This window comes from Actinopolyspora lacussalsi subsp. righensis, from assembly GCF_900116555.1.
GTDB classification, from domain to species: domain Bacteria; phylum Actinomycetota; class Actinomycetes; order Mycobacteriales; family Pseudonocardiaceae; genus Actinopolyspora; species Actinopolyspora lacussalsi.
The window spans coordinates 293,926-319,527 of the sequence record NZ_FPAT01000001.1 but is presented as its reverse complement, the minus strand read 5'-3'; the positions used below and the strand labels follow the sequence as shown (position 1 = coordinate 319,527).

General features: G+C 67.8%; 23 protein-coding genes. 10 read left to right on the top strand and 13 right to left on the bottom strand.

The window, feature by feature from the left end; translation table 11 throughout:
- Positions 1-100: 100 nt before the first annotated feature.
- Complete coding sequence (locus BM394_RS01455) at positions 101-2,098, bottom strand: FUSC family protein (protein WP_245779902.1); 1,998 nt, start codon at positions 2,096-2,098, stop codon at positions 101-103.
- 315 nt (positions 2,099-2,413) lie between these two features.
- On the opposite strand from BM394_RS01455, the gene BM394_RS01450 reads away from it, so the two are divergent.
- From BM394_RS01450 to BM394_RS01435, 4 genes are all read left to right on the top strand, one after another.
- Positions 2,414-3,082, top strand: a complete 669-nt coding sequence (locus BM394_RS01450) for a trimeric intracellular cation channel family protein (protein WP_092972940.1) — start codon at positions 2,414-2,416, stop codon at positions 3,080-3,082.
- 268 nt (positions 3,083-3,350) lie between these two features.
- Positions 3,351-4,262, top strand: coding sequence for a metal ABC transporter solute-binding protein, Zn/Mn family (locus BM394_RS01445; protein WP_217643277.1), 912 nt, complete (start codon positions 3,351-3,353; stop codon positions 4,260-4,262).
- Positions 4,259-5,020 carry a metal ABC transporter ATP-binding protein gene (locus tag BM394_RS01440; protein ID WP_092972936.1) on the top strand — a complete coding sequence of 254 codons (762 nt, stop codon included), beginning with the start codon at positions 4,259-4,261 and terminating at the stop codon, positions 5,018-5,020. Before BM394_RS01445 ends, BM394_RS01440 begins: the two co-directional genes overlap by 4 nt.
- Positions 5,017-5,853 (top strand): metal ABC transporter permease, encoded by an 837-nt coding sequence (locus BM394_RS01435; protein ID WP_207227305.1) that lies wholly within the window; start codon positions 5,017-5,019, stop codon positions 5,851-5,853. The genes BM394_RS01440 and BM394_RS01435 overlap by 4 nt, the downstream gene beginning before the upstream one ends.
- A gap of 236 nt (positions 5,854-6,089) precedes the next feature.
- Here BM394_RS01435 and BM394_RS01430 read toward each other — a convergent pair whose 3' ends face one another.
- Entirely contained in the window at positions 6,090-6,974 is an 885-nt protein-coding gene (locus BM394_RS01430; RefSeq protein WP_092973626.1) for a sigma-70 family RNA polymerase sigma factor, read from the bottom strand.
- 76 nt (positions 6,975-7,050) lie between these two features.
- Between BM394_RS01430 and BM394_RS01425 the strand changes: the two genes are divergently transcribed.
- Complete coding sequence (locus BM394_RS01425) at positions 7,051-7,503, top strand: carboxymuconolactone decarboxylase family protein (RefSeq protein ID WP_092972934.1); 453 nt, start codon at positions 7,051-7,053, stop codon at positions 7,501-7,503.
- Positions 7,504-7,698: 195 nt separating this feature from the next.
- Here BM394_RS01425 and BM394_RS01420 read toward each other — a convergent pair whose 3' ends face one another.
- The 3 genes from BM394_RS01420 to BM394_RS01410 all read right to left on the bottom strand — a co-directional run bounded on the left by BM394_RS01420 (position 7,699) and on the right by BM394_RS01410 (position 10,493).
- Positions 7,699-8,910 (bottom strand): MFS transporter, encoded by a 1,212-nt coding sequence (locus BM394_RS01420; protein ID WP_217643275.1) that lies wholly within the window; start codon positions 8,908-8,910, stop codon positions 7,699-7,701.
- Positions 8,907-9,617: a GntR family transcriptional regulator gene (locus BM394_RS01415; protein WP_092972932.1), complete on the bottom strand. Its 711-nt coding sequence runs from the start codon at positions 9,615-9,617 to the stop codon at positions 8,907-8,909. Before BM394_RS01415 ends, BM394_RS01420 begins: the two co-directional genes overlap by 4 nt.
- An 81-nt stretch (positions 9,618-9,698) precedes the next feature.
- Positions 9,699-10,493, bottom strand: a complete 795-nt coding sequence (locus tag BM394_RS01410; protein ID WP_092972930.1) for an IclR family transcriptional regulator — start codon at positions 10,491-10,493, stop codon at positions 9,699-9,701.
- A 152-nt stretch (positions 10,494-10,645) separates the two neighbouring features.
- Here BM394_RS01410 and BM394_RS01405 point away from each other — a divergent pair, with 152 nt between their 5' ends.
- The 3 genes from BM394_RS01405 (at position 10,646) to BM394_RS01395 (ending at position 12,886) form a co-directional block, all read left to right on the top strand.
- On the top strand, positions 10,646-11,347 hold the full coding sequence (locus tag BM394_RS01405; protein WP_092972928.1) for a CoA transferase subunit A: 702 nt from the start codon (positions 10,646-10,648) through the stop codon (positions 11,345-11,347).
- A gap of 146 nt (positions 11,348-11,493) precedes the next feature.
- Positions 11,494-12,138, top strand: a complete 645-nt coding sequence (locus BM394_RS01400; protein ID WP_092972926.1) for a 3-oxoacid CoA-transferase subunit B — start codon at positions 11,494-11,496, stop codon at positions 12,136-12,138.
- Between the two features lie 139 nt (positions 12,139-12,277).
- On the top strand, positions 12,278-12,886 hold the full coding sequence (locus BM394_RS01395; RefSeq protein WP_092972924.1) for a dihydrofolate reductase family protein: 609 nt from the start codon (positions 12,278-12,280) through the stop codon (positions 12,884-12,886).
- A gap of 78 nt (positions 12,887-12,964) precedes the next feature.
- Here BM394_RS01395 and BM394_RS01390 read toward each other — a convergent pair whose 3' ends face one another.
- Complete coding sequence (locus tag BM394_RS01390; RefSeq protein WP_245779940.1) at positions 12,965-13,867, bottom strand: ribokinase; 903 nt, start codon at positions 13,865-13,867, stop codon at positions 12,965-12,967.
- Between the two features lie 79 nt (positions 13,868-13,946).
- Positions 13,947-14,954 (bottom strand): nucleoside hydrolase, encoded by a 1,008-nt coding sequence (locus BM394_RS01385; protein ID WP_092972920.1) that lies wholly within the window; start codon positions 14,952-14,954, stop codon positions 13,947-13,949.
- A 508-nt stretch (positions 14,955-15,462) separates the two neighbouring features.
- Here BM394_RS01385 and BM394_RS01380 point away from each other — a divergent pair.
- Both BM394_RS01380 and BM394_RS22620 read left to right on the top strand, forming a co-directional pair.
- The gene (locus tag BM394_RS01380) at positions 15,463-16,878 is read left to right on the top strand and encodes an MFS transporter (protein ID WP_092972918.1); all 1,416 of its coding nucleotides are present in this window, start codon (positions 15,463-15,465) and stop codon (positions 16,876-16,878) included.
- Positions 16,879-16,976: 98 nt separating this feature from the next.
- Complete coding sequence (locus tag BM394_RS22620; RefSeq protein ID WP_175529911.1) at positions 16,977-17,174, top strand: hypothetical protein; 198 nt, start codon at positions 16,977-16,979, stop codon at positions 17,172-17,174.
- 125 nt (positions 17,175-17,299) lie between these two features.
- Here BM394_RS22620 and BM394_RS01370 read toward each other — a convergent pair whose 3' ends face one another.
- From BM394_RS01370 to BM394_RS01345, 6 genes are all read right to left on the bottom strand, one after another.
- Positions 17,300-18,535: a hypothetical protein gene (locus BM394_RS01370; RefSeq protein WP_092972916.1), complete on the bottom strand. Its 1,236-nt coding sequence runs from the start codon at positions 18,533-18,535 to the stop codon at positions 17,300-17,302.
- A 362-nt stretch (positions 18,536-18,897) separates the two neighbouring features.
- On the bottom strand, positions 18,898-19,542 hold the full coding sequence (locus tag BM394_RS01365; RefSeq protein ID WP_092972914.1) for a LutC/YkgG family protein: 645 nt from the start codon (positions 19,540-19,542) through the stop codon (positions 18,898-18,900).
- Entirely contained in the window at positions 19,539-20,993 is a 1,455-nt protein-coding gene (locus tag BM394_RS01360) for a LutB/LldF family L-lactate oxidation iron-sulfur protein (protein ID WP_092972912.1), read from the bottom strand. The genes BM394_RS01365 and BM394_RS01360 overlap by 4 nt, the downstream gene beginning before the upstream one ends.
- Positions 20,990-21,727: a (Fe-S)-binding protein gene (locus tag BM394_RS01355; protein ID WP_092972910.1), complete on the bottom strand. Its 738-nt coding sequence runs from the start codon at positions 21,725-21,727 to the stop codon at positions 20,990-20,992. Before BM394_RS01355 ends, BM394_RS01360 begins: the two co-directional genes overlap by 4 nt.
- Positions 21,728-21,881: 154 nt before the next feature.
- The gene (locus tag BM394_RS01350) at positions 21,882-23,378 is read right to left on the bottom strand and encodes a rhamnulokinase (RefSeq protein ID WP_092972908.1); all 1,497 of its coding nucleotides are present in this window, start codon (positions 23,376-23,378) and stop codon (positions 21,882-21,884) included.
- 105 nt (positions 23,379-23,483) lie between these two features.
- On the bottom strand, positions 23,484-25,532 hold the full coding sequence (locus tag BM394_RS01345; protein WP_175529910.1) for a bifunctional aldolase/short-chain dehydrogenase: 2,049 nt from the start codon (positions 25,530-25,532) through the stop codon (positions 23,484-23,486).
- Positions 25,533-25,602 lie beyond the last annotated feature (70 nt).

The window sequence follows — 25,602 nt, the reverse complement described above, 5'->3', positions numbered from 1 at the left end:
ACTCCACTCCCATCCTTGCTGGTCGTTCGCGAAGCCGCCATCCGGAGCACCGGACCGGACGCCGTCGCATGGCCGGCATCCGATCGGCGGTGCGCGGGAATCAGCGGTGTGCGGCCTCGGCGCGTGTCCGTTGCCGGGCGGGTAGTTCCCGCTGTCGTTCGTTGATCTCGTCGCCGAGCTCGGCGAGTCGGTCGGGAAGGGTGGCGGGGGGCTCTGCCGCCCCGGTGCTGGCGACCTCTCGCAACTGGCGTGCCGTCGATCGCATACTCGACACGATCCGCTGGGTGTGCTGCAGGCTGAACGCCTCCTCGCCCCGTTCGATGTGAATGGCGCGTTCGGTGGCACCGTCCACGAGTCGTTCCAGCACTATGATCGAGGTCCACCACCTCTCCGCGGTGCTCGCCGAGGTGGGCTCCACCAGGCGTTGCCGCAGCGCGGCACGCAGCTCGGACAGTTGCCGGTAGCTACGACGGCGTGCCGTCGACCGCCCCTGCTCGAATCCGGCCAGCGACAGCGACACGTATTCCGAAACCGTCTCCACAGTCGCGGCGAACCGTCGAGCCAGTGGCGCCTGACGCTGCAGCGGGGAGAAGAGGAGGCCGACCACCAGCAGAATGGCGCAGCCGAGCAGCGAGTCGATCAATCGCACCGCGGGCAGTGCCGGTGTCGGCTCCACCTGGACCATCTTCAGCAGTACCAGGCACGTCACCACACCGGTGAACAGGCCGTAGTGTCGGCTCAACGAGTCGGGCACCAGTGCGGCCAGCAGCACCATGAACGGCAGCAGCCACCAGCCGTGCGGTACGAGGGCCAGCAGTGCGGCCGCGGTGACCACGCCGAGCACGCTGCCGATACCGCGCAACATCGCGCGCGCGAACACCGATCCCGAATTGGGTTTCAGGATCAGCGCCACGGTGAGGGCGACCCAGTACGGTTGTTCGAGCGGCAGCGCCAGCCCCACCACCTCGGCCACGGCCAGGCACAGCGCCATCCGTGATGCCAGCAGCCAGCCGCTGCGCCCCACCGCCAGGCCCTCTCGCCAGGCCCGGAACCGGGCGCGGCGGTCCCGCCTGTCGGCCAGCTCTGTGGGGTCGGTGAGCTTCGCGGTGCGCAGCGAGTCGATCAATCCCGCCAGGGACTGTTCCAGTGCTCGTACGGCTGTGGCGGTCTCGTGCGTCGTCGGTCGGGAGGGTGACGGGGTCGCGCCGGAGCGCACGCACCGTGCCAGGGTGCGCATCGTGGTCAGGGTGCGTTCCGGGGGCCTGCTGCCCGCGTGCGCGAGGGCCACGGAGGCCTCCACCATCGGTGTGGCCTGTGAGAGCACCATGTGGAGCCGATCGTGCACGCGACTGCGCGCGGTGGCTCCCGCCGTGACCGCGATCAGGGTGTCGTGCGCCTCGTCCAGTGCTCCGGTCAGGGCCTGCCGCGCGTCGGTGCGGGTCCGGGGGCTCTCGGCGGTGAGCATCCGAACGGTCGTGTCGAAGACCCGCGCCACCGCTTGCCGTGCGGGTGCCGTGCGACGGAACGGCCAGGTCGCGGCGATCAGCGCGAACGCCATCAGCTCACCCGCCACGAACCACCACAGTTGTCCGTTAGCGCTCATCGTCTCGGCGGGGTGGCCGGTGGCCACGATGCAGAACGTCAGCATCTGGGTGCCCGCCGCCGCCCAGAGGTCGCCCATCCGGCTCGCCAGCACCGAAAGCACCGAAACCGTCACCACCACGACCGCGGCGGCCCACGGTCCGGGTGCGTGAATACCGAGTGCGAAGCCGACACCTCCCAGCAGCACGGTCAGCCCCACCCGGCGCAGCCGGTACCGGTAGGAGCTGGTCAGGTCGGAGAAGCTGATGCACAGCGCTCCGAGCGAAAGCAGGATCGTCTCGGCGATCCGCCCGCTCGCCAGCCCCACCGCCTGCGGACCGGCTATTCCCAGTGCGGCCACACCGACCCGGCTCCAGTCCACCGGTATCGGGGCCGGACGCAGCATTCTGCGCAGCCAGGAAGGTCTGCGCAGCCAGGAAGGCACGACGATTCGCAGTAGATACAGTAATCCGCTCCACCGTGGCCGTTGTCGGGTGACCGCACCGACGGAGAACACTCCACCTCCCGATGATCATGAGTACGCCGCTCGGACTTCCGTCGCGTCTCGTGGTTCACTCCCATTGTTGCCCGATTCGCCCACGCGAAGTCCGGTTCACCACGCACATCACACCTTGTCGTGTGTCACTCCGAGACATTCGGTGAATGTCCGGTAAAAACGGTGTGTCGAGTGTTTCGGCGCGGTTTTCGGTGTTTCCCGCGAGCGAGTGAACGCGGTTGTCGAATTCCGGAAAGTGCGAATTCTCGCTCGCGTTCCGGGAATCGCCTCGCCCGCGATACCGGGAACTCCCGAGGTGCCCGGCACACTGGGGCGATGACCCAGACACCGTTGCTGCTGGCCCTCGACCTGACCGGAACATTCGCGTTCGGTCTCAACGGCGCGCTTACCGCGGTACGCGCGGTGCGGCTGGATCTGGTGGGTGTGTTGACGCTGGGAATAGTCACCGCGTTGGGCGGCGGTATCGTTCGGGACGTTCTCATCGGTTCACTGCCACCGGCCACCTTCAACGCCCTCAGCTATCTCGGAGTGGCCGCGGCCGGTGCGTTGCTCGCGTTCTTCCTGAGCCTGCCGCTGGAACGGTTCTCCGCGCTGATCACGGTCTTCGACGCGGTCGGACTCAGCGTTTTCTGCGTGACCGGTGCGAGCAAGGCCCTGGAGTTCGGACTGGACGGGGTGCAGGCGGTTCTGCTCGGTGCGATCACCGCCGTCGGTGGCGGAACGATGCGCGACGTGCTGATCCGTCGCGTTCCGACGGTGCTGAGCAGTGATTTCTACGTCGTGCCTGCGATGGTCGGAGCTGCGGTGACCGTGCTCGCCGAGCGGATGGGGATTTACGGCCTGGCCAGCGCGCTGGTCGCCGCGGCCGTTTGTTTCGTCATCCGAATGCTGGGGCTGCGATTCAACCTCTACGTGCCGAGCACACCGCGTCGGACCAGTCGTCGGGATGAAGAGGCCGCCTCACCGGGCTCCGAGGGAGAGTGAGTCCGTTTCGCCCGGACACATCTTCGGGCGGCCACGGTTCGTACCCGGTGGCCGGTTCGATGACCGGAAGTCTTCCGGGAACGGGTCCCACTGCCTTCGATGTCGGTTCGCACAAGCATCCGAGGTGGTGATCTTTTCCACACCCGTATGTCTCGCTGGGTGATTGACACGGCCTGTTGGTAACGGTTTTCATTTTCAAGTCGCTGGAGGGTGGGAGTCCCCGCCCGAGCGATTACCCAACGTGTTCAAATTCGAGGTGAACCGAGACTTGTTCGAACAACGGCGAAAGCCCCGCGGCGCACGGAAGTCGCTGGCGCTCGTGCTGGCGGTGTCCGGCGTGTTGGCCGGTGCCTGCGGCACCGGGGGAAGTGATCAGAGCTCCGGTGAAGACGCCGCCGAGCCATTGCGGGCGTTCGTGAGCATCCCGCCGCAGCGCTACTTCGTGGAGCACATCGGCGGTGAGCACGTCGACACCACCGTGCTACTGCCTCCCGCGGCCTCGCCCGCGCTGTACGAGCCCAAGCCGTCCGAACTGCGGTCCCTGTCCGAGGCGGATGTCTACTTCGGCGTGGACGTGCCCTTCGAGCGCTCCATGACCGACCGGATCAAGGCGGCCGGTGGTGACGACATGCGATGGGTGCGGACCTGGAAGAACGTCGACCGCGGGCAACTGGCGGGTGGCGAGCCGGATCCGCACATCTGGCTCTCCCCGCAGCGGGTCAAGACCCAGGCCGAGACGATCGCGGCAGCACTGAGCCAGGTCGACCCCGCCCATGAGGAGGACTACCGGAACAACCTGCGGCGGTTCCAGGAGCGCGTCGACACCGTCGACGCCGACATCACGCGCGAGCTCGAACCCGTCGCGGGAAGTACTTTCATGTCGTTCCACCCGGCGTGGAACTACTTCGCGGGCGATTACGACCTGAAGATGCTCCCCATCGAGTCCGGTGGCAAGGAGCCCAGCGCCGCGCGGTTGCGCGAGATCGTCGAGCGGGCCGAGAACCGTGACATCCGAGCCGTGTTCGTCCAGCCCCAGTTCTCGAAGGACGACGCGCGCACCATCGCCAAGCAGGTGGGAGCGACGGTGAAACCGCTGGACCCGCTGGCACGTGATTGGGAGAAGAACATGCGTCACGTCGCGACCGAACTAGCGAACGCGTTGCGGGACGGCTCCCGATGAGTTCGACGAACGCCGTGACACTGACCGGGGTCCGTGCGGGATACGGTGCCACCCCCGTGCTGTCCGAGGTGAACCTGACGCTGGCGGCAGGCGAATTCCTCGCGGTGACCGGTCCCAACGGCGGGGGAAAGTCCACCCTGCTCGGACTGCTCGTCGGTCTGCTGCGCCCGTTCACCGGGGAGGTCGAGATCCACGGTCGGTCGCCGCACCGGGCTCGGGGGCGTATCGGCTACCTGCCCCAGGCAGCGCGGCTCGACCTCGAGTTCCCCATGACGGTCCGCGACCTCACCGCGATGGGGCGTATCCGTTCGACCTGGTTACCACAACGATTGCGTGCCGCCGACCGCGCGGCGGTAACGGAGCTCCTGCGGTGGGTCGGTCTCGCGGAGCTCGCCGCACGTCCCGTGGCGGCCCTGTCGACCGGACAGCGCAGACGTGTCCTGCTCGCCAGAGCACTGGCCACCGAGCCGGACCTGCTCGTGCTGGACGAGCCCGAAGCGGGCATCGACGCCGAGTCGGCCGAGCGGCTCCAAAAGCTGTTGTCCTCGCTGATCGGCAGCATGACCGTCGTCGTGGCCTCCCACGACATCGAAGGCACCGCCTCCCTGGCGACGTGCGGTGTCACGGTCGATCACGGCCTGACGCCGTGGTCCGGCAACGGGGAGCAGCACGAATCGGTGCGGCGAGGCGGGGATCCGCCGTCGAACGCCGGTGACCGTGTTCCGGAACACGCGGGTCCGATCGGAGGTTCGATGTGATCGAGGCGCTGCGCCTGGAGTTCATGCAGAACGCCGTCATCGCGGCGGTACTGGCCAGTGTGGTACTCGGCGTGGTCGGTTCTCTCGTGGTGGTCAACCGGGAGGTCCTGGTGGGCGGCGGTATCGCGCACGCCTCCTACGGCGGAGTTGGGCTGGGCTTCCTGCTCGGGCTCGACCCGTCCGTGACGGCCATGCTCTTCGGAGTTCTCGCCGCTGTGATCATGGGTGTGCTGCGGCGTTACGTCCGGCAACGCAACGACACCCTGATCGGGATGTTGTGGGCCGTCGGTATGTCGCTGGGAGTCGTCTTCGTCCAGCTCACCCCGGGATACACCGCCAACGCTCGCAGCTTCCTGTTCGGCTCGCTGCTGTCGATCCCCCGTGGCGATCTCCCATTGCTCGGCGCGGTCGCGCTGGTGCTCGTCGGTTTCGTCGTGCTGTACTACCGGCCGCTGCTGGCCCACTCCTTCGACCGCGACTTCGCACTGAGCCGTAACCTGCCGGTCTTCCCGCTGGAACTGGTGCTGCTGGCGGCCATCGCCCTGGCCGTGGTCGTGCTCATCCAACTGGTCGGTGTGGTCCTGCTCATCGCGCTGCTGACCATCCCGGCCGCGACGGCGGGACTGTTCACCCGCACGCTCGCGACCATGATGACAGCCACCGTCCTGGTGGGCGTGGTCGTCACTCTCGGAGGGTTGAGCGCCTCCTACACGTTCGATCTGCCCTCCGGGCCCGCGATCGTGCTCAGCGCCTGCGCGCTCTTCACTCTCGGACGGGGAGGTTTCCCTACGCTACGGGCGGTCCGACGGCGTCTCCGGTCTCGGACGGCGTGATCGACTGGACAGGCGGGCAGCGGGTGTCGGCGCGGTGGTGGAGCCGCGCGTTCCCGGACAATGCCGGAAGGACGGCGGATTCCGCTGTTTCCGCGCTGCGTGTGGACACAGCGGCGAAATGTGAGTTCTGGCGGTGAAACCGGTCATGCCGTGCCGTTTGAGTGCGAGAGCTCGACGGGGCCGGACCGCCGCGAAGCACGCTTCCGGCGATTCCGGTCCGTCGGGAACGAGAACGTTCAGGTCGGTTTTCGGTCGCGGCCTTGTGCTGTGAGGTTCGTCAGGCGTCGCGGATCGGTCAGGATATCGATCTCGACTATCCACCCGTCACTGATCGTGAACGCCAGTACCGCTGTCGGTCGTCCGTTGCTGGTGGCCAGGATGCCGGGATCGCCGTTGACCATCACGAAGCGCGCGTGCAGTCCGGCCGCTCGGTACATCGTCGCTTGTTCGGCGATTTCGGCAGGGCCTCGTACGAGCTTCGAGCCGGCACCTCCGGTGTCGACGCGCAGTAGGGCGTCCGGGTGCAGGAGTGTGACCAGCCCGGCGAAGTCACCGCCACGTGCGGCCGTGAGCCACGCATCGATGATCTCGCGCTGGCGTGCGCGGTCGGGCTGCCCAGTGGGGTTCGACCTCTGGACCCGCTGCCTGGCTCGGCTGGCGAGCTTTCGAGCCGCCGCCGGTGTCCGGTCCACCATCGGGGCGATCTCCTCGAAGGGCACGGCGAACATGTCGTGCAGTACGAACGCGAGCCGCTCCGCCGGTTCCAGCGTGTCCAGCACGACCAGCAGTGCCAGGCCGACGGAGTGGGCGAGGACAGCCTGCTCGGCCGGGTCGGCCGTGTCGCCGGACTCAACGACCGGATCGGGTACCCGTGCGTCCAGCGGTTCTTCTCGTCGGTTCGCCCGTGCGCGCAGGATGTTCAGACACTGTCGGGAGACGATAGTCGTGAACCAGCCGCCGATGTTGTCCACGTCGTCGCCCGACGCGCGTGAGATTCGCAGCCAGGTCTCCTGCACCGCATCGTCGGCCTCGGTGAACGACCCCAGCATCCGGTATGCCATCGCCCGCAGGCGTGGGCGGTGTTCCTCGAACCTCGCGGCCCAGAATTCCTCGTCCCGCACTGTCACAACCTCTCGTTCCGATGGGTCATCCCTGTGACCCGCTCCGACGGGGCGGATGTGACACCGGGAGGACATTATGCAGGCTCGGATGACCAACCCCGTGATGGTGCTGCCCGACGCCATGCGGGCACTGCTCGAACTCGGCAGGGTCGCGCAGTCGGGCACCGTACCCGAAACCACCCACAGATTGATCCACCTCCGCGTCAGCCAGATCAACGGTTGCGGCATGTGCGTCGACATGCACTCCAGAGAGTTCAAGGAGTCCGGTGAGAAGGACGAGCGGATCTGGGGCGTCGGTGCGTGGCGGGAGTCGCCGTACTTCAGTGACGCGGAGCGTACGGCACTGGAACTCGCCGAGTGCGTGACCCGCATCGCCGACCGTTCCGAGGCCGTGCCGGACAAGGTTTGGGGTAGGGCGGCCGAGCACTACGACGAGGAGGAACTCTCGTCGCTGCTGTTGTCGATCGCGGCGATCAACGTCTGGAACCGGATCAATGTCGCCACCCGACAGCCCGCGGGCTCTTCCTGATCTCGCCGGAACCGCCGGACCAGGTGTGCGAGGTCGTGTTCCCGTGATGGTGTGGCACGGCCTTCGCACCCTGGCCGCCCCGCTCGTGTTGTGTACGCATCGCATACCTCCGCACTGCCGAAACCGGCCACACTCCTGTGGGACGAACGTGCTGTCATCGCCGTACCGCGGCGAACGCGGTCCGGCCGGACCCTGTCATTCGCCCGGGCCGAATCGGGCCAGTCCGCCGGTGGCCAACAGCACCACCGCGGCGAACAGCAGGGCGCTCGCCGCTCCCAGCGAACCGGACACCGCGCTCGCGCAGGCGGGCAGCGCCACCTGACCGGCGCGGTTGGTCCACAGCCGCAGCGCGAGCCCGGAACCGCGGTTGGCCGCGCCCGCCGTGCGCACCACCGCGGTCATGGTCAGCGGTTGGCCGATTCCCAGCAGGAATCCGCCGACTACGAGCGCGGCGGCCATCGCCACCACTCCTGTCCCCGGTGCTGTGACCAGTACCAGGCATGTTCCGGCGCCGAGGCAGCTGGTGACGATCAGAGTGCGTCGCTGCCACCGCGCCGCCAGATACCCCAACCCCAGTCGCGAGAGGATCGAGGCCGCCGACCGCACCGCCAGCAACACACCGGCCAGGGCGGGAGCGATGCCGCGGTTCTCGGCTATCAGCGGCAGATAGGCGGTGAGCAGGTCGACCGCGCCGAGCAGCGCGAGGCTGGTGAACAACCCGGTGGCCATCCCCGGCCTGCGCAGCAGGCTGAGTGTCCCCCGCTGGTCGCCGGACTCAGGGGGTCGGGGCGTGCCGGAAGTGCCGCGACGCAGCAACAGCGCGGGCAGCAGACCGACGGCGGCAGTGACCGCCCCGACGAGGAAGGCCTCGCTCGTCGCCCCGGTCAACGCATCTCCGGAGGCCTGCCCCAGCAGCAGTCCCGAGCCCAACGGGCCGAGCATCTGTCCGACGGACACGGCGGCGGTGAACAGGCCGAAGTTACGGTCCAGCGCGTCGTCGGCGGAGACCGTGGTGATGAAGCGCTGACCACCCATCATGAACACGATGTGCCCCAGACCGAGCACGGCCGAACCGACGGTCACCCCCGGCAGTGAGCTCGAACTCGCCAACCACAGCGGCGCCGCGACGAGCAGACAGGTTCCGGTGAGCAGCACCGGCACGGTTCCGCCGTGACGGTCGGTGTAGCGGCCCAGCGGTAACGCCACCACGAGTGACAGCATCGCGTAGGCAGCCGTGATGAGTCCGACCGCGACCTCGCCACCGCCGAGGGAGATGGTGCGGTACGAGATCAGTGGCCGGGCCAGGTTGAGGGTGGTCTGGGTGCAGACGACGCACACCAGCAGCAGTGCCAGTCGCGGGGAGAGGCCCTTCGGGAGCGAGACGCCCTTCGTTCTCGTCGTGCTCACGTGGTCGGGCCGATCTCGACGTCGAAGGTGCCCGCGTTGATCCCGGTGGTGAGCCGCTCGATGATCGCCTCCCGCGTGCGGGAGAGGTGCTCGGTGAGTGTGGCCGCGGCCTCCTCGGCGTTGCCGTCGAGCACCGCACGGCACATCCGCCGGTGTTCGCGCGCGGATCCGGGCAGCCGCTGGGTCGCCGAGTGCGCGACTTCGAGCAGCCGTGCGGACTGGCCACGCTGGTGGGCGATCGTCCGGGCGAGCTGCTCGTTGTGGCATGCGGCGGTGATGGCCAGGTCGAACCGTTCGGTCAGCCGGTGGAAGGGCGGTGCCAGCTCGGCGTGCGGTGCCGTTTCGATCCGTTCGGCCAGGGTGTCGAGTTCGGCGGCCATTTCGGTGAACTCGGTGAGCAGCTCGGGGCGGTTCCGTCCGTCCTCGGTGACCATCCGCACGGCCGCGGGCTCCAGGATCATGCGGAACTCGAACAACGTCCGGACACCGTGCAGCGAGATCGGTGCGACGCGCGCTCCCGAACCCGGGGTGAAACTGATCAGCCCCTCGTGCGAGAGCTGTCGAATCGCCTCCCGCACCGGCGTGCGGGAGGCTCCGAGGCGCTCCGCCAGGCTCGTCTCGCTCAGCTGCGCCCCGGGCGGTAGTTCCATCTTCTCGATCAGCTCGCGCAGGCGCAGGTACACGGCGTGGGTCTTACCGGACGACATCGCTCTCCTCGAGTGGGATACAGGTCAGTATACAAACCGGTGTGCACGAGGTTCGCCGGTGTCGCGAGCGGTGGATTCGGGTCAGTGAGCTGTCCGGTGCTCCGGGACGTCGAGCGTGCGGCCGAGGTTGTGGGCCTCGTGCAGCAGCAGGGCGCCGAGTTCGGGGCGGCGCTCCGGACGGAACCGGGTCTCGACACCGGTCAGGGTCAGTGCCCAAGCGGGTCGACCGGACCGGTCGAAGACGGCCGAGGCCATTCCCCAGCTTCCCTCCACCACCAGTCCCGGGTTGACGGCGTAGCCGTCGCGACGCGTGCGGGCGATGCGCTCCCGGATCGCCTCGGCAGAGTGCGACGGGCCCCACCGCTCGGTCAGATCGGTGCGTCCGAGGTAGGCGTCGATCTCGGCGTCGTCGAGAAAAGCGAGCAGGGCCAGCCCCGCCGAGACGACTCCCAGCGGGAACCGGGCTCCCTCGTGGAGCACGAACGAACGGATCGGGAAGTCGCCGTTCTCCCGGACAAGGCACACCGTTTCCTCGCCCCGAAATGCCGAGAAGAACGCGCTCTCGCCGGTTCTGGCCGCCAGCCGGTGCACGTGGGCACGGGCGTGGTGCGTCACGTCGTAGCGGGTGCCCGAGGTCTGGCCCAGCAGGTAGAGCTCGGGACCGAGGAACCACCGCCCGGTTCGACGGTCGCGATCGACGAATCCCTCTTCGGCCAGCGAGCTGAGCAGTCGGTGCACCGTCGGTCGTGGCAGTTCGGTTGCCCTGGCGAGCTCGCTGGTGGCCGCGCCTGCCTCGTTGGTGGCGGAGAGCGCGCGCAGCACGGAGCCGATCCGGGGGACCAGCTGGGCGTTCGGACCGTCGTTCACGGCCGCCATCCTAGCGTTCGCGGAGTGGACGCACTGTCGGTGCTGTGGTCGATCGGCGAGCGATTCGTGGCTCGTTCGTCGTGAATTCTTGCGGCAGAGAGCTGAGGGCCCTTTTACTGCCGTCTGTTCGTTCAGTGGACCCGAGATCACGAGGTGACGAGTTGTCCGAGTTGTGTACCGATGCGCGACAGGCACTGGCCGGGTTGCTCACGGACGGGATGACGATCGCGGTCGGTGGCTTCGGGCTGTGCGGCATCCCGAACGACCTGATCGTGGCCGTCCGTGACAGCGGGGTCACCGGTCTGACGGTGGTGTCCAACAACATGGGGATCGACGGCAAGGGCCTCGGGCTGCTGCTGGAGGACCGCCAGGTGGACAGGGTGATCGCCTCATACGTGGGTGAGAACAAGCTGTTCGCCCAGCAGTACCTGGACGGGACACTGGTAGTCGAGTTCGCACCACAGGGGACGCTGGCCGAGCGGATGCGGGCGGGCGGGGCCGGGATCGCGGCGTTCTACACCCGAGCTGGAGTGGGCACCCCGGTGGCGGAGGGAAAGCCCTCGGCCGAGTTCGACGGGCGGACCTATGTTCAGGAACGTGGGATCGTCGCCGACGTGGCACTGGTGCACGCCCACACCGTCGATCCCGCCGGCAATCTCACCTATCGGGCCGCCGCGCGAAACTTCAACCCGGTCGTGGCGACCTGCGGAAGAGCCACCGTGGTCGAGGCCGAGAACCTCGACCAGCGGTACCTGGATCCGGAACGGGTGGTAACTCCCGGGATTTACGTAGACCGCCTGGTTGGCGCCGAACCGCGCGTCAAGGACATCGAAAAGCGCACCGTGCGGACTCCGATGCGCTGACCGGGTCCGCGGAGCGCTCGCGGGGCTGCACACGCCCGTTCGAACCATCTCCCCGATGTCGCATCCCCGGAGCGAGAGCCGGTGGGAGGCTCCGCCGAGCGAGCATCCCGACAACCCGACCGGAAAACTTCGAGCAGGAGGTAACCATGGCCTGGAGCCGTGAGCGCATGGCGGAGCTCGCCGCCGCCGAGATCGGCGACGGCGACTACGTCAATCTCGGGATCGGTATCCCGACGCTGGTCGCCAACCACATCCCCGACGACGTGCGTGTGACGCTGCAGAGCGAGAACGGCATTCTCGGCCTCGGCCCGTTCCCGGAGGAGGGTGCGGAGGACGCCGATCTCATCAACGCGGGAAAGCAGACCGTGACGGTCACTCCCGGCGCGAGCTACTTCGACTCGGCGTCCTCGTTCGGGATGATGCGCGGTGGCCACATCGACATCGCCGTCCTGGGAGCCCTGCAGGTCGGTGAGAACGGTGATCTGGCGAACTGGACGATCCCGGGCGCCATGGTCAAGGGCATGGGCGGTGCCATGGATCTCGTCGTCGGTGCCCGGCGGATCGTCGTGCTCACCGATCACGTGGCCAAGGACGGAACCCCGAAGATCGTCGAGGAGTGCACGCTGCCGCTGACCGGTTCGGGGGTGGTCAACCGGATCATCACCGATCTGGCGGTGCTCGACGCGACCCCGGACGGTCTGGAACTGGCCGCTATCGCTCCCGGCGTCACCGAGGAGGAGGTTCGCGACAGGACGCGAGCCCGTATTCGCCAACGGCTCCCGACCGGATGACGTCGCGACCTCCTCGGTGTGCGAAGAAACGCCGGTGGGAGGCAGAATCGGGGTGTCCAGGGAAAATCATCGACCGACCGAACCGGGCCACGTCGCGGCCGGCCCGGTTGGTTCCCGATCCCGAGAGCCAGGACTGCTCATGCGTGAACTGGTGGTAACCACATTCGTGAGTCTCGACGGTGTGATGCAGGCACCCGGTGGTCCCGAAGAGGACGGGGAAGGGGGCTTCGAGCACGGTGGCTGGGTCGTCCCCTACTTCGACGACGATCTGGGCAGGCAGATCGACGAGTGGTTCGCCGGGGCCGAGGACTTCCTGCTCGGACGCGGGACCTACGAGATCTTCGCCGCCTACTGGCCCTACGTGCGCGACGAGGGAGACACCGTCGCCCGGGCACTGAACACATGCCCCAAGCACGTCGCCTCGCGGACGCTGCGTCGGGTCGACTGGGAGGGGGCGTCCCTGCTGGGAACCGATGTCGTGGGCGCCGTCGAGGAGCTGAAACACCGGGACGGGGGTGAGCTGCAGGTGCACGGCAGTCACGGTCTCGTCCAGACGTTGTTGGAACACGACCTGGTCGACGAGCTGCGGTTGATGACTTTCCCGCTGCTGCTCGGCAGCGGGAAACGACTGTTCGCACACGGGACGGTCCCGACCGGACTGCGGCTGGCCAAGTCCTCGCCGACGAGCAACGGTGTCCTCGTCACGAGTTACGAACGCGCCGGGGGAGTGCGCACCGGCTCGTTCTGACAGCGGGGACGGTTCCTCCCGGACGACTCGTGCGAATCCGGCGTCGTTCCGGAGCAGCCGAGGAGTGCCACGCGACGGTTATTCGTCGAACCCGGGCACCGACAACGCTTCCTGGGCCGGGTAGGAGGGCTGCGATCCGTGGTGCCCGATGGTCAGCGCGCTGACGTGTGCGGCCCACCTGGCCGAGGTAGTCATCGTGTCGCCCTCGACCAGACGCCAGCACAGCGCCGCCGCGAAAGCGTCCCCGGCGCCGGTGGTGTCCACCGCCTCGGTGGGCACCGCCGGGATCTCGGTGGTCGCCTCCGGCGTGGCGATCACCGCGCCGTGAGCACCGCGAGTGACCACCACGGACCTGGGGCCGAGCCGCAGCACCTCTCGTGCCAGGGTGGATGCTTCCGCCGCGGCCCCGTCCGGCCCACGCCACAGTTGTCGCGCCTCGTGCTCGTTGACGATCAACGGATCAGCCAGTCGCAACAGCTCGTCGTCGACGTCGATCACGGGGGAGAGGTTGAGCACGACCCTGGTGGCGTGCTCCCGTGCGATGAGGGCGGCGGTGTGCAGTGCCGCCACCGGGATCTCGGGAACCAGCGACACGACGCGAGCGCTGCCGATGTGGTCGACCGCGCGTCGGACGTCATCCCCCGACACCTCGTCGTTGGCGGCGGCCGAGACCACGATGCTGTTCTCCCCGTCGTCGGAGACCGTGATCATCGCGGTGCCGGTGGATGTGTCCGGAGTCGTGCGCACGTGTGTGGTGTCCACGTTGTCATCACGCAGCCCCCGCAGCAGTTCTCCGGCATGGTTGTCGTCACCGACGCGGCCGATGATCGACACCCGCGCGCCCAGCCTCGCCGCCGCCACGGCCTGGTTCGCTCCCTTACCCCCCGGAGTCATCGACAGCGGCGATCCCGCGACGGTTTCGCCGGGGCGTGGGTGGCGGGAGACCCGGGCGCTCAGATCCGTGTTCAGTGAGCCGACCACCACCAACTCCGGACGACGTGTGACGCCGGCTCGTTCGGTTGGCCGGGGTTCGTTCGTGCGGTCCGTTTCCGGCACGGGACTATCTCCTTTCTGTCGTCGTGCGGGGGTGTACTGCCGGTTCCGCGTAGGTGCGTGCGTCCGCGGAGCGGAGTCGTTCGCACAACCGGGTTCCGAACGTCCCCGAAGTTCGGGTAACTACGCGGACGGTTGGGGAGTGCCCGCCCGCCGAGTGCTCGGAACGGGTGTCGAGCACCGTCGCCCCGCGCTCCGGTCCCGGAAGTGTTCGCACATCGAGGGCGAGTTCCTCGGTGCCGACCTCGGCCAGATCACCGACGGCGATGGCGGCGGCCAGCGGATCGTGGCAGGCCGCACGCCTGCTGCCGTACCTGGTTTCGTAGAAGTCCAGGTAGTAGGCCAGGATCGCTGCCGCGAAGTCCGTCACCGGCGAGTTCGCACCGACCAGTTCGGCGTGTGCGGCCTCGTCCAGTGTTTCGGTCATGGTCACGTCCAGTGGGACGAGCGTGAGATTCCCGCCCGCGTGCAGCACCGTCCGTGCGGCTTCCGGGTCGTTGTGGACGTTCGCCTCCGCACGGGGCGTCGCGTTGCCCTGCCTGCGGATGGCCCCGCCCATCACCGTGATCCCGGCCAGCAGTTCCGGGAGGCGCGGTTCCAGCCGTAGCGCGTTGGCGAGGTTCGTCAACGGTCCCAGCGCGAGCAGGTGGTGCCGCCCGGGAGAGCGGCGTGCCAGTCGTACGAGTTCTTCCGCAGCGGCGGGCCGCTCACCGAACGGCGTGAGCTCGGGCAGCTCGACGTCACCCAAACCGTTGTGACCGTGGATTTCCGGTGCGTATTCGTGACGGGCGGCCCCCAGCGTGTGTTCGGCGCCGACGTGCACGGGAACGTCACCTCGGCCGGCCAGCCGAAGTACTCGTCCGCTGTTGTCAGCGGCACGCAACGGATCGATGTTGCCGCCCACCGTGGTTACCGCCCTGATGTCGACCGAAGGATCGAGTGCCAGATACAGCAGTGCCAGGGCGTCGTCGATCCCCGTGTCGCAGTCGATGAGCAGGGAATGCGCGTTGTTCATGCGGATGCTTTCCGTGGGCCGGGGCGTGGACGTATGTCGATGGTTCTCGCAGCGTGATCGCGACGGTGAAATCGCCGGAACCCCGCTGGGTGGAACCGCCCGCCGAGCACCGGGTTGGTGTTTCCCGGATCGGAACGGCAGACCCCCTTGTTCGGCAATGTTGTCAGACAAGCTAGCCAGTTTTCAGGGGCGCGTCAACAGGTAACTCGGCCCTGCTGGTGCGGCACGCCGCTTCTCGTTGTCGCGTCCGGACGGAGATATCGGGCATTGATCCGCCGATGTCCTGGCTTTATGCGCTTCGGTGCTGTGTGTCGCGTTTCGTTTCCTCGATTCCGGCGAGCGTGTGGCGCGCGGGCTTGACACTCGCACGTCCGAGTTAGTAGACACTCCACTCAATCAGCTTGTCTGACATCAATGGGTTGGCTGGATCCCGCCGATCCGTGTGAGGACGCCGCTCAAGAGGCCGGCGCACTACCCGATACGAACCCACTCCCGAGCGGAGGTGCGGATGACTACCGTCCGCGATCTGAGATCGACATCGGCCTCGCGAGGCACCACCGTGCTGCCCGCCATGGTGCTGGCCGTGGCGGGATACCAGGTGAACGCCACCATGCTGACGCCCGCGTTGCCCGATCTGATGGAACGGCTGGCCGTCGGAAGCGGACTCGCCGGTCTGGCGCAGACACTGTTTTTCCTGCTGGCCGCCGTGGGGCAGGTGACCCTCACTCGAATGAGCGATTACTGGGGGCGTCGCCGCATGCTGCTGGCCACGCTGTCGGTATTGATCGTCGGCGAGATCGTCTGCGCCACGGCACCCAACATCGGGATCTTCATCGCGGGCCGTCTTATCCAGGGTGTGTCCGCGGCGACCTTCTCGCTGGCATACCTGATCATGCACGAGTTCTTCTCACCGGCCCGCTTCGGCCGTGCGCTGGGCATCGTCACCGCCACCAACGGTGGGATCGCGGGCTTCGACGCCGTGATCGGCGGAAGTATCGCCGATCTGGTCGGTTTCCGAGGCGTGTTCGCGATCAGCCTCGTGCTGAGCCTGATCGCGTTGTGGGCGGTGTATCGCACCGTTCCGGAAACGCCGATCGCGAGCAGGGGAACCATGGATTGGCGAGGTGTCGCCCTGCTGGCCGCCGGACTGACGGGCATCGTGCTCGGATTGAACCAGAGCGGCAAGTGGGGATGGGATTCACCCGCGACCCTCGGGCTGCTCCTCGCGGGTCTGATCCTGCTGGTTGGGTTTCTGCTCGCCCAGCGGCACAGCCGTGACGCGGTCATCGACGTGTCCACACTGGCGTCCCGCGGGGTTTGGCCGTTGCTGCTGACCACGACGTTCACCCTGGCCGCGGCGTTCGGACTGCTCAACTTCACGATCCCGCTGCTGGCCCAGACACCGGATGCCGGGTTCGGCATGTCCGCCACCCTTTCGGCACTGCTGTTCTTGACCCCGGCCTCGGCGCTGGGGCTTGTGGTGGCCCCCATCGCGGGTCATTTCGCTCCGCGCTTCGGGTGGCGCAGGTCGGTACTGCTCGGCAGTGTCGGCACGACCGCGGTGCTCGCGGTACTGGCCATCGGACCGACTTCGATGTGGTTGGTCGGTGGCGTGCTCGCGTTGCTCGGGATCACCTACACCGGCTACGGGCTCACCACGCTCACCGGGTTGGCCGTGCGCAACTCGCCCGCCGACAAACCGGGAGCACTGCCCGGGCTCAACGGAGCGTGCTTCGGTGTCGGCGCTTCCATGGGTATCGCCGTGGCCTCCGGCGCGGTGACCACCTTCGCCGCCGATGGGCCGACTCAGCTCGCGTTTCGGGCCGCCCTGTTGACGGCGCTGGGTTTCGGTGTACTGGCACTGGTCAGCTCCCTGTTCATCGCGAAGGAGAGTGCGGAGCACCAACACTCCCGAGCGGAGTGACCCACGTGCGGTACTCGTCGGTGACAGACCACTGTCGGGCGAGCTGGTCTCGAAGTGATCCCGCCGGAGCGGAGTCCCGGGGGAGACGTCCGGATTCCTTGGCGAGTAACTACGCGCTCGTGGACGGCAACAAGCGCACCGCGTGGGCGGCGGCCATGGTCTTTCTCGGCGTCAACGGGCACCCCCTGCACGCTGAACTGGACGAGAAGACCGCCGAAGATCTGATGCTGCGAGCGGCGCGCAACCTGGTCGCCATGGAGGAGATCGCGAAGGAGCTCGACGGGTTCACCGACTGATGTGGGGAGCCGCGGGTTTGTCGTGGGTGGCAGTGTCGAGGGGCGGGAAACGAACTCGTGGGACTGCCGCTCGGCAGCCCCACGAGTGATCGGTCTCGACCGGACATCGCCGTGTCCGACGTGGATCAGCACACGTCGCGGTAGGAGTTGTCCAGCGTGTTGTTGGTGATGGTTATGTTGTCACCGCACGGGTTCTCGACAATGGCCGAATCGGTGACGGTGAGATTGTGCAGGGTCACGTTTCTGGTCACCGGGAATTCCGATCGCGCGGCCAGCCGGATCGTTCCCGGCCCGGTGACCTGACCGCTTTCCGCGGCGATTTCGACGTTGTAGCAGTTCTCGACGAGGATCGCGTTGTTCCCGGTGTTGGCGATGTCGATGTTGTCGATCACGGCTCCGCCGCTCTCGGAAACGCAGAACACGCCCCGACCGCCGCCACGGGCGATCACCTCGCCGACGTGGATGTTGGTCGGATAACTGCCGTTGACGCGTCCGTTCCGGTTGGCCATCCGGAAGGCGGCGTATCCGGTGCCGGTGCCCGCGTTCTGGGCATCGACCGTTCCAACGGTGGCGTTGGTGGTGTCGTTGAGCAGCAGCCCCGAATAGGCGACGTCGCGAGCCACCACGGTGCCCACCGTCAGTCCATCCACACCGTAGGTCTCCACGCCGTGGTTGTCGGTGCCGGAGACGTAGACGTCGTCGATCCGCACGTTGGTGGTGAGTTCGCCGCGGTCACCGTGGTTGTCGATGCGGATGCCGAGTCCGCCGGACAGTCGCAGGTCGATCTGGCCGAGGTGGATGTCGTTGCCGTTGCGGAAGAACACCCCGAAGTAGGGCGCCCCGGTGACGCTGAGGTGCTGCACCTCGACGTGGTCGGCGTCGCGGCCTCGGACCACGGCGTTGTCGGCGGAGACGCCACCGGTCACGTCGATCGTGCCGCAGGAGTCCAGCACGGTGTAGCTGGGCAGGTCGATGGAGCTGCTCGCGCTCATGGTGCCCGAGTTCCACAGCACCACTCGTTCCTTGCTCTGCCTGCCCGGGGTCAGGCTGTTCACGGCCGCCTGGGTAGCCGCGCGCATGTTGCCGCCGCTGTAGACCGTCGTGGAGCCGTTGCGGGCGACCCAGCTGCCGTCGTTCGTGTAGACCTCGGCGTCGTAGGACCCGCTGCCGCAGGTCGCCTGGACCGAGGCGGTGCCGGTTGCCACGGCCGAGTTGGACACGTCGCCGGTGGTTTCGCTCGCCGTGCTCGCGTCGCGGTCGGCGTATGCCGGTGCCGCGAAGGTCAGTGTCGCCAGCAGGGCCATTCCCAGGATCTTCGGGGTTCGGCCGCGTTCACCGGCCTGTGAGGTGCCGATTCTCATTGTTCGTTCCCGTGGTTGTCGGAAGTTTCACTGCACTGTGTTGGGGCAGCAATCGCCCGGATCTTCCAGTCGGGTTCGTCGTTGAGTGGCTTCTTGCGGTTTCCGAGGAAGGAAAATCGGATTCTCCCACTTTTGGTAAGCGCTTACCAAGTAGGCAGCGAGTGTATAGGTAGCACGGGTAACAATGTCAAGAGAGCTTCGATGAAACCCCGAATAACACGATTAGCGTTCTGTGAACCGTTTTTCCCATCGGTACGAATCCGAAAAGCGTAGTGGGATCCTCGGTTCGCGCCGGGGAGGTGACGCAGGAAACCGGCACGGCATCGTCGGAGCGACACCGTGCCGGTTTCGGCGGGAAAGGTTCACACGTCGCCTACGATGACGACGTGAAGGTCCCTGGGGCCGTGCACCCCCTCCACCCGTTCCAGCTCGATGTCGCTGGTGGCGGACGGCCCGCTGATGAAGGTCATCGGTCCGGCCGGATCCAGCTCCGCCAGCGCGGCGGGAACGTCGTCGACGATGCGGGAGGCGGCGACGAGGCACACGTGGGTGTCGGGAAGCAGGGTCAGTGCCCTTCGCCCCTGGCCGGGGCCGTGATCCAGCACGATCGTGCCCGTGGTGGCGATGCCGACCGTGCAGGTGGTCAGTACCGCGTCCGCGTTCTCCAACGTCGTCGTCGACAATCGAGGACGGTCCCCGAGCGTGTCGTGGTGTTCGGCCACCGGATCCGACCACTGTGCGGGCAGGCCCTCCGGTACGACCACTCGCCGCGCATCGGCCCGTTCCAGGACGCCCAGCACCGTTTCCGGTGCCTCCGTCGAATCGGTGGTGTGCACCGCGGCACGGTATTCGGCGACCCGCTCCCGGAACAGTTCCGGCAGGGCTTCGACGTGGCGCTGTCCGCGGTACTCACGGGGTATCGAATCGGCCGAGCCACGTTGACCCCCGGCGAGAGCGGAACGCACGGACCCGAGTACCGCCTCGCGTGCGTCAGAGGATCGTTTCAACGCTCGTCACCGCTTCCTGTCCGGTTTCGTTCCCACCACTGGCGGAAGGACTCCGCAGCCGGTGCGGGAGCGTCGCGTGCGTCGGTCCAGCGCGACATCGGCCACGGCAGCCTGCCGATCCCACGTCCGCCGAACAGCCTTCCGCCCAGCGAGGCGATCCGTTGCGCCCGACCCAGCCGCTTGCTGTCGCCGAAGACCCACCCCAGGCCTCGCATCGCCGTGCCGGTCAGCCGATCGAACCAGCCTTTCCGCTCCCGTGTCGTCCTGTTGCGCAGGTGCACCAGCAGTTCGGGGATCTCGATGGCCACCGGGCAGACGTCGTAGCAGGCCCCGCACAGCGTGGACGCGTAAGGCAACGAGGCGGTGTCCTCGGACTCCACGCCGTACAGCTGTGGCGTCAGTACCGCTCCGATCGGTCCCGGATACACCGAGCCGTAGGCGTGGCCCCCGGCGCGTTCGTAGACCGGGCAGACGTTGAGACAGGCCGAACAGCGGATACACCGCAGCGCCTGACTGCCGACCTCGTCGGCCAGCGCCTCGCTTCGCCCGTTGTCCAGCAGCACCACGTGGAAGTTGCTCGGCCCGTCCCCCTCGGTCACGCCACTGAGCACGGAGGTGTAGGGGTTCATCCGTTCGCCGGTGCTCGATCGGGGAAGTAGCTGCAGGAACACCTCGAGATCCCGCCAACTCGGCACGAGCTTCTCGATGCCGACCACGCTGATCAGATTATCCGGCATGGTCAGGCACATCCGCCCGTTGCCCTCCGACTCGACCACCACGAGGCTGCCGGTCTCGGCCACCGCGAAGTTCGCCCCGGAGATGGCCACGTTGGCCCGCAGGAACTTGTCCCGCAAGTGGTGGCGGGCGGCCTCCGCCAGCTGTACCGGGTCGTCGGTGAGGTCCGCCGGTGCGGGGGTGCCGCTACCCGCCATCTCACGACGGAAGATCTCGCGGATCTCGGAGCGGTTGCGGTGGATGGCCGGCACCAGGATGTGGCTGGGCCGGTCCTCGTCCAGCTGGACGATCAGCTCGGCCAGATCCGTCTCCCACGCCGAGATCCCGGCCGAGGCCAGCGCCTCGTTGAGCCCGATCTCCTGGGTGGCCATCGACTTCACCTTGACCGCCTCGGTCTCGCCGGTCTCGCGGACGAGCTCGGTGACGATGCGGTTCGCCTCGGCCGCGTCGCGCGCCCAGTGCACCGTTCCACCGGCAGCCGTGACGGCGGACTCGAATCGCTCGAGGTAGGTGTCCAGCCGGCTCAGGGTGTGTGCCTTGATCGCCGCGCCCGAGGCGCGCAGCTGTTCCCAGTCGTCGAGTTCGTCGACCACCGCGGCGCGCTTGTTCCGGATCGTGCTGGTCGCCCTGCCGAGGTTGTGGCGCAGCTGGGCGTCGCGCACCGCCCGGTGCGCCGCGTCCGGAAAGGTGGGCATCCCCAGATCGACTCCGCTCATCGGTCCTCCTCGGTTCCCGCCAGGATCTCGGCCAGGTGCATCGTGCGAATTCCCTCGCGTTGCCTGTCGAGCAGCCCACCCAGGTGCATCAGACAGGAACTGTCGCTCGCGCACAGGACCTCGGCGCCCGTCTCACGCACGTGCCTCGTCTTGTCGGCCCCCATCGCCACGGAAACGTCCGGGTTCTTCAACGCGAAGGTGCCGCCGAAGCCGCAGCACTGCTCGGCCTCGGGAAGCTCGAGCAACCGGATACCGCGGACCTCGCTCAGCAACCGCCGCGGTTTGTCACCCACCCGCAGCATCCGCAGCGAGTGGCAGGTCGGGTGGTAGGTCACCCGGTGCGGGAAATAGGAGCCGACGTCGGTCACTCCGAGCACGTCCACCAGGAACTCGGAGAGTTCGTAGACGTGGGGCGAGACCCGGTCGACCGCCTCGGACAGCTTCCGGTCCCCGCTGCGCTCGGCCACGATGTCGTGCTGGTGCCGAATCGAGCCCACGCAGGAGCCGGAGGGGGCCACCACGTGATCGTAGCCCTCGAAGGCGGCGACGAAGCTCCGCACCGCCGGGACGGCCTGCTCGTGATACCCCGTGTTGGTGTGCATCTGGCCGCAGCAGGTCTGTCCCGGTGGGAAGTCCACCGTGCACCCCAGTCGTTCGAGCACCCGTAGCGTGGCGCGCACGGCCCCCGGAAAGAGCGTGTCCCCGAGACAGGTCGCGAACAGCGCTACTCGCATAACAGCGGTTTCCTTCCTGGTAAGCCCCCGCGACGGCCCTGGTGCCCGTGCTCGGGTCCCGATCGCGCACCCGAACCGGACGAGGGGGCCGTCGCCGGTTCCGGAAATTCGGCGACAGTCCGAGCATCCGAAAGACGCCGTCGAAGAGCTGTCCTCATTCGACTGTCGCACGTGTGGTGGTGCTCGTGCGATCACGGACGCGGCGGTCCACAGCATCCCACGTGTCGGCCGAGTCGCCGGGTTCGAAACGCCGCAGCGGTTGTGTGGCCGCCACGAGTGCGCGCAGTTCGGACAGGTCACCGGCCATGCCGTGCGCGCGTGCCTGGACCAGTACGTTGCCCAACGCGGTCGCCTCGGTGGGGCCGGCGACCACCGGAAGCCCGCAGGCGTCGGCCGTCAGTGAGCACAGCAGCTCGTTGCGGCTGCCGCCACCGACCAGGTGGACGACCTCGACCTCCCGGTCGGCCAGTTCCGCGACGCCGCGCACCGTCCGGCGGTGGGCCAGCGCGAGACTTTCCAGCACACACCGAACCGTGGCCTCGGGGCTTTCCGGGACCGGCTCACCGGCCGCGACGCAGGCCGCGCCGATGGTGGTGGGCATGTCCTGCGGCGCCATGAACGCCGGATCGTCGGTGTCGAGCACGCTGCGGAACGCCGGTTGGCGGGCGGCGCCCTCGAGCAGTTCGTCGAGATCCGCGCGCAGTCCGCCTTCCCGCCAGCAGCGCAGGCACTCCTGCAACAGCCACAGTCCCATCGTGTTGCGCAGGTAGCGAGTGGTGCCGTCGATGCCGCGTTCGTTGGTCACGTTCGCCGCGCGGGAGCGTTCGGTCAGCACGGGTGAGTCCAGCTCCAGCCCCACCAGGGACCACGTGCCGCACGAGATGTAGGCGAATCGCCGATCGGTCGCCGGCACGGCCACCACCGCCGAGGCCGTGTCGTGCGAGGCGACGGATGTCACCCGTACCGACGGGGAGAGCCCGGTGTGAGCGCTGACCGCGGCCCGCGGCGTTCCGGCGAACTCCCCCGGAGAGCGCAGCGGCGGGAACACGTGACTCGGAATCCCCAGCCGCCGTGCGAGGTCGTACGCCCAGTCCTCGCCGCGGACGTCGAACAACTGGGTGGTGGAGGCGTTGGTGATCTCCGCACCGATCTCACCGGTGAGCCAGTAGGTCAGCAGATCGGGGATGAGCAGCAGGGTTTCCGCCGAATCCAGCTCGTCATCCTCCAGAGAGGCGACGAGTTGGTACAGCGTGTTGATGGGAAGCTGCTGCAGCCCCGTGATGCCGTAGAGCTCGGCGTCGTCGACCCGTTCCCGGACCCGTTCGATCATTCCCGAGTTGCGGGGATCGCGATGGTGCCGTGGATCGGCCAGCAGGGTGCCGTTCCGGTCCAACAGCCCGTAGTCCACTGCCCAGCTGTCGATGCCGATCGAGCTGGGGGAGTGCTCGGCGGCGCGGCGCAGCCCCGTCAACACCTCACGGTGGATCGTGCCGATGTCCCAGCGCCACCCGGATCCGTCCCGGGAGGGACTGTTCCCGAACCGGTGCAGTTCGGTCAGTTCCAGCAGTTCGCTGCCCACCCTGCCCAGCACCACACGGCCGCTGGAGGCGCCCAGGTCGACAGCGGCGCAGTTGAACTCGTTGCTCGTCATCGCGATCTCGTTCCCAAAGGTGTCGACGGGTGACCGACGGGACGGTCCGTGTGGTCGGGCAGGGCGGCGGTGCGTGACACGGTGCTCGCACCGGAAGGAGCGCCGTCACCGCAGGAAAGCGGCGGGCACTCCACTGTCGACCGGAACGTGCATTCCCGTCGTGTTGTTCAGATCGCCGCCGACGAGCGCGAACACCGCCGCGGCCACGTGCTCGGGCAGCACCTCCCGCTTGAGCAGCGTGCGCTGGGCGTAGAACTCACCGAGCTCGGTTTCCTTCACCCCGTAGTGGGCCGCCCGCTGCGCGCCCCAGCCACCGGCGAAGATTCCCGAACCACGCACCACGCCGTCCGGGTTCACGCCGTTGACCCGGATCCCGTGTTCACCCAGTTCTGCGGCCAGCAGTCGCACCTGGTGCGCCTGGTCGGCCTTGGTGGCTCCGTAGGCCACGTTGTTCTGCCCGGCGAACACGGAGTTCTTGCTGGCGATGTAGACGATGTCCCCGCCCTGTCCCGCCGCCGTCATGCCGCGTGCGGCTTCCCGGGAGACCAGGAACGAGCCCCGCGCCATCACGTCGTGCTGGAGGTCCCAGTCCGCCACGGTGGTTTCCAGCAGCGGTTTGGAGATGGACATCCCGGCGTTGTTGACCACCAGATCCACCCCGCCGAAGGAACGGGCCGCCACCGCGAACAGCTCGCCGACCTCGGACTCGTCGGTGACATCGACGCCGACCGCCACGGCCTTGTCCGGGCCGCCGAGTTCGGTGGCCAGTTCCTCGGCCGATTCGGTGTCCCGGTCGGCCAACACCACGCAGGCACCCTCGGCGTTGAGTCGGCGAGCGGTGGCCCTGCCGATGCCCGATCCACCGCCGGTGACCAGCGCGACACGACCTGCCAGCGGTTTCGGGGCGGGCATGCGGGCGAGTTTGGCCTCCTCCAGCGCCCAGTACTCGATGCGGAACTTCTCGGATTCCTCGATCGGCTGGTACCGCGACACCGCCTCCGCACCGTGCATCACGTTGATCGCGTTGACGTAGAACTCACCGGCGACCCGGGCGGTCTGCTTGTCCTTGCCGAAGGAGAACATGCCCACACCCGGCACCAGCACGATCGCCGGATCGGCTCCGCGCATGGCAGGTGAGTCGGTGTCGGCGTGGCGGTGGTAGTACTCGCTGTAGCGCTGCCGGTAGGAGGTGTGCAGCTGTCGCAATCGCTCGATCACGTCCTCCAGCGGCGCGGTGGGTGGTAGGTCCAGCACCAGCGGGCGCACCTTGGTGCGCAGGAAGTGGTCGGGGCACGAGGTGCCGAGGTCGGCCAGTCGGGGGTGTTTCTCCCGTGCCAGGAAGTCCAGCACTTCCCGTCTGTCGTCGTAGTGGCCGACCTGCGTGTTGTCGGTGGAGACCAGTCCCCGGATCACCGGTGCGAGCGCCGCGGCCCGTGCGTGCCGCTCGGTCTCGGGCAGTGCCTCGTTGGCCGGGACCGGAGGTCCGAACGGTTCGGGATCTCCCCGCTCGGCGAGGAACTCCTCCGCGGTGCGGATGATCCACAGTGAGTTCCGTTCGCACTCCTCACTCGTCTCGCCCCAGGCGGTGATGCCGTGTCCACCGAGGATCACTCCGACCGCCCGCGGGTGCCGGTTCCGGACCTCGGCGATGTCCAGTCCGAGTTGGAATCCCGGGCGTCGCCAGGGCACCCACACGACCTTGTCGCCGAAGCACTCCTCGGTCAGTTTCGGACCGTCGGACGCGGTGGCGAGTGCGATCCCCGCGTCGGGGTGCAGGTGGTCGACGTGTTCGGCCTCGACGAGCCCGTGCATGGCGGTGTCGATCGAGGGCGCCGCGCCGCCCTTGCCGTACAGGCAGTGGTCCAGGGCCGCGACCATCTCGTCCTCGCGCTCCACACCCGGATACACCTCGGTCAGCGCGCGCATCCGTTCCAGCCGCAGCACGGCCAGCCCGGACTCGGACAGCGTGCCCAGGTCACCGCCGGACCCCTTGACCCACATCAACCGCTCCGGTGCGGCGGTGACCGGGTCCCGGCCGGTGCCCTTGGCCGAGGTGTTGCCGCCCGCGTAGTTGGTGTTGCGCGGATCCGCACCGAGCCGGTGGGACCGGTTCAGCAGTTCGTCGGTCACGTTCTCGGATGGCTGCTCGTTCAACGAATCGGCCCTTTCGTACTTGGTGAGTGACTCACTGGTGTGCCTGCTCGGTGTCGGGAGCCCGCGGCGG